This is a genomic window from Mycolicibacterium holsaticum DSM 44478 = JCM 12374 (assembly GCF_019645835.1).
Taxonomy (GTDB): Bacteria; Actinomycetota; Actinomycetes; order Mycobacteriales; family Mycobacteriaceae; genus Mycobacterium; species Mycobacterium holsaticum.
This window is the reverse complement of record NZ_CP080998.1, coordinates 2,106,221-2,121,394: the sequence shown is the minus strand read 5'-3', so window position 1 is coordinate 2,121,394 and position 15,174 is coordinate 2,106,221. Positions and strand designations below refer to the sequence as shown.

Sequence of the window (15,174 nt, the reverse complement as noted above, 5' to 3'; positions counted from 1 at the left end):
TCCCGGACCCTTTCATGTCCTTGATTGAACTTCATCGGATTCCACCGGATTTAGTTAGGTACTCCTGCGTTTGCCGCATCACAGTTTGAGGTGCGCGGTAGCGGGCTACCGTTGGGTATGACCACCACTGCAGAGCACCTACGCAATGCGCTCGACGGCCGTTGGCGCGATGTGAAGAACCGGATGCGTGAGGAACTCTCCACCGAGGTTTTCCGCCCGCACTACACCCCCAACACGGTCATCGCCCGCACCAAAGTGGCCGAGCAGATGAAGATCATGGCCGACCACGGCGCCGCCGAAGACGGATTCAAGAAGGAACACGGCGGCAACGGCGATGTCGGTGCCGCGGTCACCCAGATCGAGATGCTGGCCATGTCGGATCTGTCGCTGATGGTCAAGGCCGGTGTGCAGTGGGGGTTGTTCGGCGGGGCTGTCGAGAACCTCGGCACCGAACGCCACCACGAGAAGTACGTGCCCAAGATCATCAACCTCGACCTGCTCGGCTGCTTTGCGATGACCGAGACCGGCCACGGCAGCGACGTGCAGTCGCTGGAGACCACCGCGACCTACGATCCGGCCACCCAAGAGTTCATCATCGACTCCCCCACCCGCACCTCCCGTAAGGACTACATCGGCGGTGCGGCCGAAACCGCGCGGATGGCAGCGGTTTTCGCGCAGCTGATCACACCCGATGGGGTGGGGCACGGTGTGCACTGCTTCCTGGTCCCGCTGCGCGACGACGACGGCAACGATCTGCCGGGGGTGACCACGTCGGACAACCACTACAAGGGCGGCCTGCCCGGCGTCGACAACGGGCGCATCCAGTTCGCCCACGTGCGGGTGCCGCGGGAGAACCTGCTCAACAAGTACGCCGACGTCGCCGAGGACGGCACCTACTCATCGCCGATCGAGAACCCCAACCGACGGTTCTTCACGATGTTGGGCACGCTGATCCGCGGTCGCGTCACCGTCGCAGGCAGCGCGGCCGCGGCCGCGCGGGTGGCGCTCGACATCGCCACCCGATATGCGTTGCAGCGCAGGCAGTTCGCCGCACCCGACGACGAGAACGAAGTGCTGATCATGGATTACCTTGTCCATCAGCGCCGGTTGCTGCCGTTGATCGCGAAATCCTATGCGCTGCAGTTCGCGCAGAACGAGTTGGTGGCCAAATGCCACGAACTGCAGACGGCCGACGATCCCGATCCCGAAGAGCAGCGCGAGTTGGAAGCCCGCGCCGCGGGCCTGAAGGCAACCAACACCTGGCACGCGACGCGCGCGATCCAAGAAGCCCGCGAAGCCTGCGGCGGGGCCGGGTACATGGCCGAGAACAGGTTGATCGCGCTGAAGGCCGACACCGATGTGTTCACCACGTTCGAGGGTGACAACCATGTGCTCACCCAGCTGGTCGCCAAGCAGCTGCTCACCGACTACGCCGACGACGTCAAGAGCATGAGCCCGGTGGAATGGGTGCGCTTCGCCGCCGAGACCGTCGGCACCCGCGTGCTCAAACGCACTGCGGCGCAACCGATCATCCAGACGATCCTGGACAACCGCCAGGACAACGAAGAAGAGGGCAGCCTGTTCAACCGCGGTACTCAGGTGCAGATGTTCGAGGACCGCGAGGAGTACATGCTGTCCACCGTGGCGCGCCGGCTGCAGGGCAAGGCCAAGGAGATGAGCGCGTTCGAGGCGTTCAACGCCGTGCAGGATCACGTGTTGCACGCCGCGCGCGCACACATCGACCGCACCATCCTGGAAGCGTTCGTCGCAGGCATCGACACATGCCAGGACGAGGAGGCCCGCAAGATCCTCGAGATGGTCTGTGACCTGTACGCGCTGACCGTGATCGAAGAGGACCGCGCCTGGTTCATGGAGCACCGTTTCCTGTCCACCGAGCGCGCCAAGGCCGTCACCCGCGGGATCAACGAACGCTGCCGCAACCTGCGTCCGTACGCGGAGTTGCTGGTCGACGGGTTCGGCATTCCCGAGCAGTTGCGTTACGCCGAGATGCTGCACCCGGAGAACATCGTCGACACCTGATGTCCTGGCGCTACGGGCCGGGGATCGGGTCGACCGCGGTCAATCTGCCGTCGACGACCCTGAACCGGACGTTGCCGATGCCCGTCGGGCAGCACGCCGGGTCGTCACCCTGACGCCACCGGTACTGCAGGACGGCGGTCTCGTTACCGGTGGGCATGACGCTGATGTAGGGCCGGGGCTGCGGTGTCGGGGTGCCGAGCGGTCGCTGGTGTTCGAAGAACAGCACCTGCTGAGGGCTGTCGTCGGCATCGCCGGATGTGACGACGACCCAGTGCAGTCGGCAGTCCACGGTGTGCCCGCGGTCGGACTCGCGCCACTGGGCTGCGGGGAGCTTCCCGATCTCGGCAGCGATGACGTCGGCGCTGGGCGCGTCGGACGGGGAACAGGACGCCGAGGTGCTCGGCGCGGCGGGCGGCGGGCTGGAGCCGCATCCGGCGGCGACCAACACCATGGTCAGCAGCCCGAGCAGCCGAGCAAAACGCATGGGGCCGAGCTTACGGACGCGTCGGCCCGCCACCTCGCTCGGTGACGGGCCGGCGCCCGAATGGCTCCCCGCTAAGCAGCGGCGAGCTGTGTTGTCCCCGTACACGCGCCCGGCAAGGGCGGTGTGATCGCGACCACAGTATCGCCCTGGGAGGTGAGCCGCTCGGCTTTTGCCGGTCCGCAGCGCCGACATCTGTCCAGTGGGATCGGACCGGGTGAAATGGGCGCTCGCCGATGTTGCAGGTGCAAAAAAATGTCGGGCGATAGAACCTGCGAAATACTTGCTCCCCCGGCTGGACTCGAACCAGCCTCTCACGGGGTTTTGGCAGGTTCTCTGAGCTGGCCCTACGGCCCGAAATTGGCACTTTAGCAGCACTTATCCACTAGCCAATCTGGTTGATTGTGTTAGGTTCTGTCGGACTCACTGTTGTGCAAATGTTGTGCAGAGACCGACCGAAGCGAGGCCCACGTGCCAACACGCAAACCACAGAGCACCCCCCGCCGTCTGGCCTTCGGCCGGGCGCGGCAAGAACGGTCGGGCCGATGGTCTGCGGCCTACCTCCATCACGGCGTACTGCACCGGGCCGTCGCCACCTTCCCCACAAAGCAGGCGGCGACCTCCTGGCTCGACGGTGAGCAACATCTGATCGAGCTGGACCGGCGCACCCCGGGAACCTGGACACCGCCCGCAGAACGCGCCACCAAAGCCGCCGCGGCCCGCCTCACATTGCGCGGTTACGCCAAGCCGTGGCTCGAACAGCGCAACATATCTCGCCGCACCCGAGAGAACTACCGCTACCACCTGGAGTCCAACATCCTGCCCACGCTCGGAGACCACGCGCTCACTAAGATCACGCCCGAGGATGTCCGCGTGTGGTTCTCGGGGTTGGGCACCGATTACCCAACCCGCAACGCGCGCGCATACGGAGTGTTGACCGCCGTGCTCAACACTGCGGTGGACGACGGTTTGATCGACCGCTCCCCCGCCCGAATCAAGGGCGGCACCGCGGTCAAGCACACCAAGCGCTCGGTGGTCCTGCTGGAGCCGGGCGAGCTGGCTGCGCTCGCCGAGGCCATGCCCGCTGAGTTGCGGCTGACGGTGCTGCTGGCGGGATGGTGCGGGCTGCGGCGCGGTGAGGTGTTCGGCCTGACCCGCGAGGACATCGGAACAGGCTGTGCCACCGTGCGGATCAACAAGGCGGTCGTCTACCGGGAGCACACCTACACCTGCGGCCCGACGAAAACCAGAGAATCGAACCGCACTGTGACGGTACCGATCCACCTGCGGCCGGTAATCGAGAGTCACCTGCGTGAGCACACCGGCAAGGCCAAGAGCGCGTTGCTGTTCCCCGATCCCGAGACCGGATCGTTCTACACAGAGGGGCGATTCCGCGGCCCGTTCTTCGCCGCCCGCAAGGCTATCGACAAAGAGGGTCTGCACTTCCATGACCTTCGCCACTTCGGCGGCGTCATGGCGGCAGTGGCCGGGGCTACGACCAAAGAGGTCATGGACCGCCTCGGCCACACCACCAGCACCGCCGCGATGCGCTACCAGCACGTCGCGGCCGGCCGCACCGATGCCCTGGCCGAACGCTTGTCGGCACTAGCGGCGCCCAAAACTCCGTAAGTCTCTACCGTCTAAGACGGCGGAATCATACTGAGCCACAGCGATTCTCACGCATCCACGTTTAACCGGATGTATGCTGACAACTGACGGCCGGGACTGTGCCTGCCAAGGGGAATGAACCCGCGCGCCAGGTGTAAAGGACCACCGCCATGCCCGCCCGTCCCATCACTCCCGACTTTGAGTCTCTCCAGCACGCCGCCGCGCGTACTGGATTCTCCGTCTTCACCTTCCGTGCGCTGGTGAGCAGCGGGAAGTTGCCCGCGTACCGCCTGAGCGACAAGCCCGGGAGTGCGATCCGCGTTAAGCGCGCCGACGTCGATGCCCTCATGAAACCGCTTATCCCCGAGGCTGTGTACGCCGACTAACCCCGAAACGTCACCGGACCGTGGGGCCTTGCCTCTGACCACCCACGGCCCGGTGATCGCCCGCGGAAATTCCCGTCACCCACGAACAGGAACACCATGCAGAATACCGCCGAACCCGGCAGCCGCCCCGGGGCGTCAGAGGCAATCAACACCAACACCAATGGGCACCACGACATGGGACTCGGCGCCCTTGCGGAGTGGATCAGCGGCGCGCAATGGGCTGACGAGCTCGGCGTCGACCCCGACAGCGGCATCGGTGAAGTCCTCGGCGAGAACGCCTGGAAGGCAGTGCGCAAGTTCTGCCGTCGCTACGCCGTCGACGTCTATCACTATGGCTCCGATGGGATGGCGTTCTCCGACTTCGAGGCGCTGCCGCGTGAAGTTTGGCGCACCGCGAGCCCAAAGGTCGAATTGACCCGCGCGCAGGTCGCCGAGTTCGCCGACGATGCGCTGACCGAGGATCCGCACGAGATCGGCGAGAAGCTCCAACGAGAGCGGTTACAGCGGTACCGCGAGAGAGACCGGGCCGAACGTGCCCTAAAGGCGAAAAGCATTCCCAGTGATCGCCTGTACACGTTGGATGAGGTTGCGCGGGTCTGTGGAGACAACACCGCCGATGCTGTGCTCGCAGTGATAGAGCGAGCCAATCGGCGGACATGGAACACGCCGAAGCCGCACAACCATCGTGAGCATGAGTATTTGATCACCGCCGCCGAGTTGTACGCGAAGTTCCACGTGGCGGTACGCGCCATCGCCATGATGACCGCGGCGACCGAACAGGATCAGGATGCCGCCCTGGACAGGCTCAGCCTGGCCCGCGCTCGACACCGCAACGACGTGACCGAGCGAGCGAAAGCCGGTGACGCAGACCCCGACGACGGAACGCCGCTCTACGCCGACATCGCGCAGCTTCTCGACGGTGGCGTGCCCGACCCGCCAACGCCGGACATTCTGCGCCGTAAGGATGGCGTCGGACTGTTCTACCGCGGTGAGATCAATCTGCTCTACGGCGATCCCGAGGACGGCAAAACCATGGTTGCGCTCGCTGGGTGTGCCGAGGTGCTGCGCGACGGCGGCACCGTCTTGTTCGTAGACCTGGATGACAACGGCGTCGAATCCATCGTCACCCGACTGCTGATGCTCGGAGCGCCGGAATCCGCATTGCGCGCGGGCAGGTTCCGCTACTGCTCACCCGCAGGCCGCGACCGCTTGGAGCAAGTGATCAAGGACTGCACGGTCGACGGGCAGATTCCCGACGTCGCGGTCATCGACTGTGTGGGCGAGCTGGTGCCAATGTTCGACGGCAGCAATAACGACAGCGACGACTTCACCAGGATCATCCGCGCCACTGCCGGGCTGCTGGCGCGGTCGGGAGTGTGTGTCGTGCTGATTGACCACATGGCCAAGAGCACCGACAGCCGCAAATATGGAGCGGGCGGAACCATGGCCAAACGCCGGCGAGTGGGCGGAACGCAACTGCGGGTCGATGTTGAGGTGCCGCTGCGCAAGGGGCAGGGCGGGACGCTGCGATTGTCGATTCGCAAGGACCGGCACAGCGGGCTACGCCAACACTGCCACCCGGTCTCGAGCTCGAGCGCCAACGACGGTCTGCAACAGGCAGGACGTTTCATCATCGACCCCGGAGACACCGCGTGGTGTGTTGCCGTCGACCCAATGGTTTTGAGCGCCGAGGATGGCGCGCCGACGCACGACGGCAAGCACAGCCGCTACATCGAGGCAGCACAAGGGCTCGATGAAGGATGGACGATCACCGCCCTTGCGCAACGTGTCCACGGCGACCAGTGCACCGAAGCGCAGCGTAAGGACACCGGCCGCGCCGTCAAACACATGATCGCCACCGGTTGCGTTGAAAAGCTCGCCGCAGGAGGCAAGTTCAAGCCTGCGACACACCGCCTCATGCGCGACTAGCAGGCGTACAAAAGCCCCCGTCGCACATGGACAAACCACCATGGACAACCGGTCTCCATGGACAACACATGGACACATGGACATCGGGACAACAAATCCGCAGGTCACTCCATGGACAACCCTTATGGACAACATGGACATCGCCCATATGGACATTGGACACACCCCCTTAGGTGTGTCCATGTGTCCATGGGTCGTTCTGGTCCGCGAGTCCAGTGCAGGGGTTAGGACCGACAGAATCTCGTTGCGTCGGGCCACCCGACGACGCGGCCGGAACACAGTAGAGGGCGGTGCCCGAAAGTGCGCGCGAGCGTACGACCCATTGCACGCAATGTCGACACAATGCATACATGGCACCTCGGGAAGGCCGACAAGATAGCTATCGGAGGGCAGCCCGCGCATATCGGTTGCGGGTCATCGGCCGGACGTGGCAGGAGATCGCCGACGCTGAGGGCTACAAGACGCGCAGCGGTGCTCAACTGGCCGTGCGTCGGCATCTGGCGCGTGAGGCACCGGAGTCCATCGAGGATCAACGACGGGCGGCGGTGGACGGGATTCGGGTCGCGCAGGCGGTGCTGTTCGAGCGTCTGGCCCTGGCCGTCGAGCGCGACGACGACGACCGGATCGCGTCGATTTCCAAGGAGATCCGCGCCCACATCGCCGAGACATCGAGGCTCAACGGGTTGGCCGCGCCCGTGAGGTCCGAGGTCGATGTACGGATGTCGCACTCAACGGCCGCGATCCTGGACCGTGCCGAGCGAGAACTGTTGGCCCTGAGCGCGCAGCGTCAGCGAGAGTTCCCGGTGATCGACGCCGAAGTGATGGAGGCTGTGACGGAATGAGCACCACGCAGGACGACACGATCAAGGCCGCGATGAGCGTGGCGCGCGACGTGGCCGAGGGACGGCTGGACCCGGCCGCGCTCGATGCGGCGGTGGCCGACGAATGCCGCGCGCTGTTCGGCGTCGTGGCGGGGCCGGCTGACCCGTTGTGGTCGTTGCATGTGGACGTCGCCCGCCAGGTGCTCGCGCTCGGCGGTGTGCCCGCGAACGAGTTGAGCGAGTGGGCCGCGGTCATCGGACCCCGAGAACAGCAGAGCGGGGCTGTGGTGGCCGCTGAGACGTCGGCAGCGCCATCCGTGGACGATTCCATGGCTGACGCCGAATCGTCAGCGAGCGGGCCACACAGCCCCGACTCCATTGTTGCCGAGACTGAGGATTAAGCGGCGAACATGGTTGCGGTGCATGAAAATACCGTCTCAGACGGGTATCTGCTGCGCCGCTCGGCTACGGCTGGAGATGGTGCTGCGGCGCCCACGGGTAGGGATCTTGCCCTGGTCCGGCGACGTCATAGCAATTCCCCGAACCCGGCCAGTACCCGGTGATGGATCCGTTGTTGTATGAGGGAAGTGGCTGGTTGTAGAAGCAGCGACGCCACGACCCGTTCTCGCGGACAGGCCCGTCGCAGTAGGACACCAGTGGACGTGGCTCGCAGTACATGTCGTTGTCGGCACCAGCGGGCGCGGCCAACGTGACACCCAATGGTGCCATTGCCAACGCGACGAGGATCACTCGTAGTTTCAACGGATGCACCCCTCTGACCTCAGTTTGCCCCAGTCTCAGCGGGAAACAATAGCGGGCAGGTAGGGCACCTGTCACCGGGACAGCAGAAACTTGCTGACCTCGGTTACTGCACTCCGATGTTGTTAGGTCGTCGTGTGACTACGCCAAATCGTGACCACCGAAGCGGTTACGCGGACCCGCAATCGCGCCCGATGGCCTCGTGGCAAGGGCGGCTTGCCGTCATGGCATCGCGCGGCGAAGTCGACGGCCCGCGCGTCGACGAGTGCCGCCGCGCGCTCGCATGGTGGCGGTGCCACAACGTGATCGCCGCCGAGGTCGACCGCGGGGCGATTGCGGCCGACCGGGCAGCCGAACTGATCGAGCACCTGACAGGAGCGCTGGCATGACCACAACCGACGCCGAGACAGAGCCCGCCGCAACGGTCGTCACACCTGACCAGCTCGACGCGGCAATCCTGGACGGGCTGGCCGACGCCGAGGGCCAGGCGATGGCGTGGGCGCAACTGCGCGAGCTGCTGCCCGCCTCGACGTATTGGCAGCGCGTCGAGTCGTTGACCCGGCTTGACGTCACGGGCCGGGTGCATGTCGTCAAGGTCGACGGGCGGAACTACGTCGCGCTGGCGTTGACGCTGCCTGCCCAGCGGCCACGACGGCGCCGAGGCGTGCCGAGGACGGCGGCGTGAGCGCGGCGGCAGCGACGGCCGGTGACCCGACGACGCGGGTTGTGGCGGTGCGCGCCGTGGCGGCTCAGCGTGCACAGCGCCGACCGGCGACACCGGCAGAGCTGGCCAAGCGGATCGTTCCCGGCTACCGGATCACCCCGACCATCGCATTGATCAGCGACGCCATCGCCGACGCGGTGACCAACCCTGACCGGCGTTACATCATCAGCACGCCGCCGAGGACCGGTAAGTCCGTGCTGACAAGCCAGGTCGGCACCGTGTTCGCCCTGGCCAGCAATCCCGCGGCGATGATCATCCTGCGGTCCTACAGCGACAGCCTGGCCGAGGAACACTCGCGTGCAGCCCGGCGCCTGATCGAGGACCACGGCCAGCTCTTGGGGATCTCACTGTCCACCGACAAGGCCAGCGTGGGCCGGTGGCAGTTGGCCGGCGCACGCGGTGGTCTGTTGGCCGGTGGCATCCTGTCCGGCGCAACCGGATTCGGCGCCGATCTGCTAATCGTGGACGACCCGATCAAAAACTCAGTGGAGGCCGACAGCGCTGCCTACCGGCGCCGGTTGAGCACGGAGTTCCGGGCCTCGCTGCTCTCACGTCTGCACCCCGGCGCCAGCGTGATCATCGTGGCCACCCGCTGGTCGGAGGACGACCTGTCCGGCGAGCTGCTGGCCGAGGACGGCACGCGGTGGACGCACATCAACGTGCCCGCGATCAGTACGCCGGGCGTACCCGATGCCCTGGACCGGGCGCCGGGTGTCGGGATGACGACCGCGCTCGGTGAGCGCAGCGTCAGCGATTTCGAGGAGATCAAGCGGGCGGTGGGATCGCGCGCGTGGGCGGCGCTGTACCTCGGCGTGCCGAGCACGCCCGAGGGCACGCTGATACGCGCCGACTGGCTCGACACCTGGCGGCTACCGGCCGCACCGCCGCGCCCGATCAAGACGGTTGTCGGCGTCGACCCGTCCGACTCGGGTAGCGGCGACAACTGCGGCGTGGTGGCCGCGTCGATCACCCCTGACGGCACGGTGGCGGTCATCGCCGACGTGTCCGCGCCGATGACCAGTGACCAATGGGCCAGGGCCGCTGTCGAACTGGCGGTGAACGTGGGCGCCTCGGAGATCGGGGTGGAAGGATTCGCTGCGCGCGAAACCTACGTGCGGGTGGTCAAGGATGCGCTGTCGCGGTACCAGGTCAGCCGACCGGTCAGGGTCACGTCCTGGCCTCCCAAGGGCTCGGGCCGCGGCGGTGGCGATGCGCTGGCGCGGTCGTCTGCGCTGCTGCAAGGTCTGGAGGTTGGAACGGTGCGCATCGCCGGACACCTGCCCGACCTGGAGGACGCGATGGTCGGCTGGCAGATCGGCCAGCACCAGCCCGACCAGATCGCTGCCCTGGTCGTCGCTCACGACGTGCTGGTGCACAGCCTCGCGCAACAGGTGACCTTCACCAATCCCGCGCGCGCCGGGCAACTGCGCGAGACCGGATCACGCCGGTTCACAGGACGATTCGACCCTCGCGGGCTGGCCTCGGTGACACCGATCAACAGCCGGTTGACTCGACGTATCAGCGACGGCGGCTATGACCCGCTGCGCTACCAGCGGCCGACACGGCGCGGACTCTGATACGCGGGCGGTGCTGTCGGCCGACCCCGAACTGACGCGCCGGGGCCGGCCGACATTGGACGCCGTAACCACACGACACCAGGCCGATACTCGGACATGTCAACGAGCGGATACCTGGTGCGCCCATGTGGCTTTCCTCTATGGAGTTCTCAAGGTGCAGCGATGAAAGTCGACGGCCGCGGTTGCGGCCTTGGCCCGCAGACGCGCAGCGTCCTGGCCGTCGAGCACGACGCGCACCGTGCTGGCGTGCCACTTACCGCCCGTGGCGGTGGGCACGGCGTCGGCGGTCAGCTCGGCGGCGATGGCCCGCAGTGATGCACCGCCCGCCCGAGCCGCGAGGATGCGGGCGACGACCTCGGCGGGCAGGTTCGACGGCCGACCGAGGCGCACGCCCTGGGCGCGTTTCACTGCCAGGGCCTCGCGGGTGCGTTGGCTGATCAGGCGCCGCTCAAGTTGGGAGAACACGGCCATCATCGACGCGGTGGCCTCACCCGCGGGCGTGCTGGTGTCGATGGCCAGATCACAGGTCACCAGCTCCCACCCGCCACGGCGGGCGCGTTCCATCAGCTTGGCCGTGTCCAGCACCGAGCGGCTGATGCGGTCGAGCTTGGCGGCGAGTAGCCCGGCCGCGTCGCCCAGCTCCACCGCGGCCACAGCGGCGGCCAGGCCGGGCCGGTGCTCGATGCCCTTGCCGCCACTGATGCCCTCATCGGCGTGCCAGGCCACGACGGTCCAACCCCGGCGCTCGGCCTCGGCGGTGATGGCGGCGCGTTGGGCATCGAGCCCGGCGCCGCTGGCTGCCTGCTCATCGGTGGACACCCGCAGATAGGCGACCACGGTGCCCTCCGGTGCGGTGTGGGTCCGGCGACGCGGCGCGCTCACGCCAGCGTCTCCAGCGCGTAGGCCGATCCGATGCACAGCTGAGTGCAGCTCTCGCACTCCCAGTAACCGGCCTTGCTGACCCGGCCCGCGTCGACCAGGTAGCCCACGGTCTCCACGAACGCGATCACGCGGTCGTAATCGCAATCGACATCTGTGCACAGCATCCGCTGCATGTCGAAAGCCGAGTAGTCATCGTTGACGATGGCCGGGGCGCAGGTGTCACAGACGTGATAGACGCTCATGGTTTGTTGTTCCTCTCGGTTGGTGGGGTCAGGGGTCACGGCCGGGCTACTGGTACTCGATGCCCGAGGCGTAGAAGGCGTCATCGGCCGCATCGGCTGCAGGTCCGGTGCCGGGCGCCCATACCGGGACGCCGGCCGGCGCCTGGTGGCACACCGCAGCCAGTGAGCAAACTGGCTTGGCATCCGATACCGGCGCCGCCGACGCAACGGATGCAATGGCAATACCGGTGCTGGCGAACATGATTCGAGCGATTTGTGTACGCATGGCCTGAAAATACCGTCCGGTCTCGTCGAAACAGAGCTAACAGGTACACGAGGCCAACCGTGCCCACAATCACCACGATTTCGGACTCTGAACTTCAGGACTCCGCCGTCCGGAACGGCAATATCGTTGTGCCACAGTGTCTTTGGATACGGCACGGACAACAGGCCCTCGTACGTCGCAGCGCAGAAGCGGTGCACCCCGCAGTGATTGACTGCGCCCATGACCGTTACAGCAACAGCCGACCCGGCGTCACGCACAGCGTCAAGCTGGTCGTCCACACTGGCCGCGCTCAAGAGTCGCGGAGTTCCCGACACCGACCCGCGGGTCATCGAATGCCAGACGGCGCTGGCCTACTGGCGGTGCCGCCGAGTTATCGACGCCGAACGCGGCAACCTCGATCCAGCCCACATTCCCGCCCTGGCCGACATGCTGCGCCATGCCCACCCGGTGGTGTCCGCATGAGGCCGGTAACGCGGCGGCGAGCCAAGACCGCTCAGTCCGCCCGACCCGAACCGGTGCTCTCGCAGGCCCAGTTGCGGCAGCGGCGCCGCGCCGGACTGACCACGGCCTACGGCGGTGCGTTCTCGCTGCCTGCCGAGGTGAGCGCCGTCGTGCACCCCCTGGCGCGCCGAGTCAGCCGGTTGCCCAACCCGCAAGTTTGCGCAAGCTGTGCCGCCGATCTAGCTGACGCGGTGCACGAGCTGGTGTCGACGGTGATCGGGTGGCTCGCCGAGATCGACGCAAAGGCCCGCGCCGAGCACCTGACCCACCTGGACTCGGCGGGTAAGGCGCAGGCGGTGCGGCTGATGGTCGACCTCACTCAGCGGCCGGCGCTGCCCGACATTGGAAGCGACGCGCTGGCGTCGGGGATCTGGGCTACCCATCTGGTCCAGATGTCGCAGGCGTGCAGCGGCGAACTGGCCGGGCTGCTGGCCCGCGCCCGACCACCCGGCGACCCGCAGTTGCGCGGCGTGGCCAGCCGGTCCGAGCGGCTGTGCGACATGCTGCGCGACGTCGACACCGCCGCACGCCAACTGGAGATCCGCATCGACCGCGCCGAGGCCGCAGCGGCCAAACGCCGCCGGTCACAGAACAGCCGCGCGCAGACCAAGCGCGCCCAACTACGCGAGCTAGGAGTAGCGATTCCATGACCACTGCATTGCAGCCCGTCGAGTTCACCCCGCCGCTGATCGCACCGGCCAACCCGTTGGGCCTGGACGCGGCAACCACCTGGACACAAGCAACCGAGGGCGAAGCCCTGCACTGGCTGCCCTCCGGTGTGCAGATCCGCGCGCGCACCCACCGCGACCCCGGCGCGTTCGGGATCTGGGGTGCGCCGTGGTGCGTCGACCCCGACGACTTGGACCCCGGCGACGTCAAGACCGGCCCGCCACCCGAGGACAGCGACCCCGACCCCTTTGCGGCTCAGACGGTTTGGGCGTTCGACCGGCTACAGGAGTGCGGCAACCTCTCGGAGTTCGACCGCGGCCAGGTGATCGAGCGCGCCCGCCAGACGTTCGCCATCCGCGAGCCGCTGGCGGTTGAGACCCAGTTCGCCACCCGGCTGCTGGCCGACGCGCCGAGCCCGACCGCTGCCGCCGATCTGGTGGAGGCGGTGGGCCACCTTGAGCAGACGTTCGCCGCAACCGGCACGTTCGGGCTCATCCACGCACGGGTAGGGCTGCTGGCGCTCGCCGAGCACCTGCGCATGATCGTGCGCGACCCGGGGGCGCCGGGCGTGCTGCGCACCCCGGCCGGTCACCGATGGGTGTTCGGCGCCGGGTACGCAACGCCGTTGGGCGACACGCTGGTCGGCACCAGCCCGACCTACGGATGGCGCGACGAGGTCGTGGTGCGCGAGGTGATCCAGTACGAGGCAAGCCAGTTCGTGGCCATCGCCGAACGCTCGGTGATCGTCGGCTATGAGGCCCTGATCGGCACGGCGGTGATCACCCAGTGACCATCGTCGTGTGCGAGGGGCTGCGGCGAAACGAGGTTGCCGCAGCCTCTCGCAGACCACGGCGGGAACCGGCGTCGTGGTGGCGGTGGGCAGGCTGCGGACCGCACTGCCATCACGACGGCCGATTCTCACAGAGAAGCGCGTCCGTGCAGATAGGCTTCGAGCCCGTGGCAAAGATGAAACCAGGTAATGGCGCTCTTGCGGTGGCTGTCGTGCTGTTTGTGCTTACTGCGCTGTTTGCGCTCTGGAATGTGAACAACCGGGACGGCATCGTCTGCGGCAGTTGGCTCTCTCCCAACGACCAGCACGCCAAACTCGCTGACTACGAGGATTTCGCGGACCCTCGCTACTTCTCGAACGACCGGCAGGTGACCGACTGTGCAGAAGCCCGCGCAGACCGGACGCCGGTCGTCGTCGTTTTCGGCGTACTGACCATTGCGGCCCTGGCGGTCGGCGTACTTCGCCGCTATCAGCCGCGCGACGCATCGACCGGGAACAACCCGGCGAACCTGAAACCCATCCCGAGAATGCGCCGCGACGATGATTGAGGAGCGCAGCGAGCAGTGAGCAACGGTCATCGGCTGACGCAGGCCGAACTGTCCCGGCTGTCGACGGCATTCCATGAGGCCGGCCACGCGGTGGCAGCCGTGGTGCTCGGCGGCCGAGTACACGGGTCGGTGCTCGATGACGAACACCCGCATACCGAGTTCGACACGCTGCCCGCAGGCACCGACCCGGCGGTCAGCCTGGCAGGTCCGTGGTGCGAGGCGCGGTGGACCCTCGGCCGCAGCCCCGGCCCCGCCGACAACCGCCGCATCCTGGCCGCCCACACCTCAGACGACCGCGCTCTGTGCGCCGCGGGTGGATGGGCAGCGGGCGCCAGCGTCGTCCCACTGCTCGAACGCTGCTGGCCCGCAGTCAAAGCCGTCACATCCCGGCTCTACTTCCACGGCCGCGCCGAGCACGCCGACGTATGCGCCGCGCTCGGCCTGACCGACGACGGCGGGCCAGCCAGTCTCGGACTGGCAATGATCCGGTCAGGCGCGGCGCCGGGCGCGTTCACCATCACAAAACCCGTGGCGGCGAACGTGGGCTCACCATTTCGGTCGGTGGACCGCATTAATCTAGATGGATGACGAACGCCCCGCAGGCCCTCCATTAGGGTGATCGCTGCCCCGAGTCACAATTCTGGTTGGAGCCCGACAACTGTGAGACGCGTCCGACTAGTCGACCCCACCTCTTCACGTGGCGGGCGACGCTTCGAGGCGGGGGCCGAGCGCCGTCTCTACGGCCTTGCGAACCATGTTGCAGCCTCACTGCAAGGCCCCAAAGGCCACGCACTTCTCGTGGCTGAGATGCCAAGCCCCTTGGGCGTGCCCGATTTTGTTGCCCTCGTCGGCGGACAGTGCTGGTTGAACGCTCGCGAAGCCGCCGGGGTCCCCCCGGTGCTGTCGGAGATCGACTGCACTGTCCTCTCCGCGCTTTCGCCTGTCCGGCCGC

Annotated in this window: 19 protein-coding genes; 14 read left to right on the top strand and 5 right to left on the bottom strand. The window is 66.8% G+C overall.

Annotation, left to right across the window (positions count from 1 at the left end; all coding sequences use genetic code 11):
* Positions 1-117: 117 nt before the first annotated feature.
* Complete coding sequence (locus tag K3U96_RS10205; protein ID WP_069403194.1) at positions 118-2,040, top strand: acyl-CoA dehydrogenase family protein; 1,923 nt, start codon at positions 118-120, stop codon at positions 2,038-2,040.
* A gap of 10 nt (positions 2,041-2,050) precedes the next feature.
* On the opposite strand, the gene K3U96_RS10200 is transcribed toward K3U96_RS10205, so the two are convergent.
* Positions 2,051-2,524, bottom strand: a complete 474-nt coding sequence (locus K3U96_RS10200; RefSeq protein WP_220692911.1) for an LppP/LprE family lipoprotein — start codon at positions 2,522-2,524, stop codon at positions 2,051-2,053.
* Between the two features lie 468 nt (positions 2,525-2,992).
* On the opposite strand from K3U96_RS10200, the gene K3U96_RS10195 reads away from it, so the two are divergent.
* The 5 genes from K3U96_RS10195 to K3U96_RS10175 all read left to right on the top strand — a co-directional run bounded on the left by K3U96_RS10195 (position 2,993) and on the right by K3U96_RS10175 (position 7,666).
* Entirely contained in the window at positions 2,993-4,150 is a 1,158-nt protein-coding gene (locus K3U96_RS10195) for a tyrosine-type recombinase/integrase (RefSeq protein WP_220692910.1), read from the top strand.
* 149 nt (positions 4,151-4,299) lie between these two features.
* Positions 4,300-4,515, top strand: coding sequence for an excisionase family DNA-binding protein (locus tag K3U96_RS10190; RefSeq protein WP_220692909.1), 216 nt, complete (start codon positions 4,300-4,302; stop codon positions 4,513-4,515).
* A gap of 96 nt (positions 4,516-4,611) precedes the next feature.
* Positions 4,612-6,444 (top strand): AAA family ATPase, encoded by a 1,833-nt coding sequence (locus K3U96_RS10185; protein WP_220692908.1) that lies wholly within the window; start codon positions 4,612-4,614, stop codon positions 6,442-6,444.
* A gap of 350 nt (positions 6,445-6,794) precedes the next feature.
* Entirely contained in the window at positions 6,795-7,286 is a 492-nt protein-coding gene (locus K3U96_RS10180) for a hypothetical protein (RefSeq protein ID WP_220692907.1), read from the top strand.
* On the top strand, positions 7,283-7,666 hold the full coding sequence (locus K3U96_RS10175) for a flagellar hook-length control protein (protein ID WP_220692906.1): 384 nt from the start codon (positions 7,283-7,285) through the stop codon (positions 7,664-7,666). The genes K3U96_RS10180 and K3U96_RS10175 overlap by 4 nt, the downstream gene beginning before the upstream one ends.
* A gap of 64 nt (positions 7,667-7,730) precedes the next feature.
* Here the strand turns inward: K3U96_RS10175 and K3U96_RS10170 are convergent, their stop codons facing one another.
* Positions 7,731-8,027, bottom strand: coding sequence for a CDGP domain-containing protein (locus tag K3U96_RS10170; RefSeq protein WP_230982415.1), 297 nt, complete (start codon positions 8,025-8,027; stop codon positions 7,731-7,733).
* A 221-nt stretch (positions 8,028-8,248) separates the two neighbouring features.
* Here K3U96_RS10170 and K3U96_RS26885 point away from each other — a divergent pair, with 221 nt between their 5' ends.
* Genes K3U96_RS26885 through K3U96_RS10155 form a run of 3 tightly spaced genes read left to right on the top strand, consistent with a single transcriptional unit; the run spans position 8,249 to position 10,325 of the window.
* On the top strand, positions 8,249-8,413 hold the full coding sequence (locus K3U96_RS26885) for a hypothetical protein (protein ID WP_230982414.1): 165 nt from the start codon (positions 8,249-8,251) through the stop codon (positions 8,411-8,413).
* On the top strand, positions 8,410-8,709 hold the full coding sequence (locus K3U96_RS10160; RefSeq protein WP_220692904.1) for a hypothetical protein: 300 nt from the start codon (positions 8,410-8,412) through the stop codon (positions 8,707-8,709). The genes K3U96_RS26885 and K3U96_RS10160 overlap by 4 nt, the downstream gene beginning before the upstream one ends.
* Entirely contained in the window at positions 8,706-10,325 is a 1,620-nt protein-coding gene (locus K3U96_RS10155) for a terminase large subunit domain-containing protein (protein WP_230982413.1), read from the top strand. Before K3U96_RS10160 ends, K3U96_RS10155 begins: the two co-directional genes overlap by 4 nt.
* Positions 10,326-10,463: 138 nt before the next feature.
* Here the strand turns inward: K3U96_RS10155 and K3U96_RS10150 are convergent, their stop codons facing one another.
* Genes K3U96_RS10150 through K3U96_RS10140 form a run of 3 tightly spaced genes read right to left on the bottom strand, consistent with a single transcriptional unit; the run spans position 10,464 to position 11,690 of the window.
* Positions 10,464-11,207 carry a recombinase family protein gene (locus K3U96_RS10150; RefSeq protein WP_220692903.1) on the bottom strand — a complete coding sequence of 248 codons (744 nt, stop codon included), beginning with the start codon at positions 11,205-11,207 and terminating at the stop codon, positions 10,464-10,466.
* Positions 11,204-11,449, bottom strand: a complete 246-nt coding sequence (locus K3U96_RS10145; RefSeq protein ID WP_220692902.1) for a hypothetical protein — start codon at positions 11,447-11,449, stop codon at positions 11,204-11,206. Before K3U96_RS10145 ends, K3U96_RS10150 begins: the two co-directional genes overlap by 4 nt.
* A gap of 46 nt (positions 11,450-11,495) precedes the next feature.
* Positions 11,496-11,690 (bottom strand): hypothetical protein, encoded by a 195-nt coding sequence (locus K3U96_RS10140; RefSeq protein ID WP_220692901.1) that lies wholly within the window; start codon positions 11,688-11,690, stop codon positions 11,496-11,498.
* Between the two features lie 243 nt (positions 11,691-11,933).
* Between K3U96_RS10140 and K3U96_RS10135 the strand changes: the two genes are divergently transcribed.
* From K3U96_RS10135 to K3U96_RS10115, 5 genes are all read left to right on the top strand, one after another.
* Positions 11,934-12,176, top strand: a complete 243-nt coding sequence (locus tag K3U96_RS10135; protein WP_220692900.1) for a hypothetical protein — start codon at positions 11,934-11,936, stop codon at positions 12,174-12,176.
* Entirely contained in the window at positions 12,173-12,865 is a 693-nt protein-coding gene (locus K3U96_RS10130) for a hypothetical protein (protein WP_220692899.1), read from the top strand. Before K3U96_RS10135 ends, K3U96_RS10130 begins: the two co-directional genes overlap by 4 nt.
* Positions 12,862-13,674, top strand: a complete 813-nt coding sequence (locus K3U96_RS10125; protein WP_220692898.1) for a hypothetical protein — start codon at positions 12,862-12,864, stop codon at positions 13,672-13,674. The genes K3U96_RS10130 and K3U96_RS10125 overlap by 4 nt, the downstream gene beginning before the upstream one ends.
* Positions 13,675-13,841: 167 nt before the next feature.
* Positions 13,842-14,222 carry a hypothetical protein gene (locus K3U96_RS10120; RefSeq protein WP_220692897.1) on the top strand — a complete coding sequence of 127 codons (381 nt, stop codon included), beginning with the start codon at positions 13,842-13,844 and terminating at the stop codon, positions 14,220-14,222.
* Between the two features lie 15 nt (positions 14,223-14,237).
* Positions 14,238-14,810, top strand: coding sequence for a M50 family metallopeptidase (locus K3U96_RS10115; RefSeq protein WP_220692896.1), 573 nt, complete (start codon positions 14,238-14,240; stop codon positions 14,808-14,810).
* Positions 14,811-15,174: the final 364 nt, after the last annotated feature.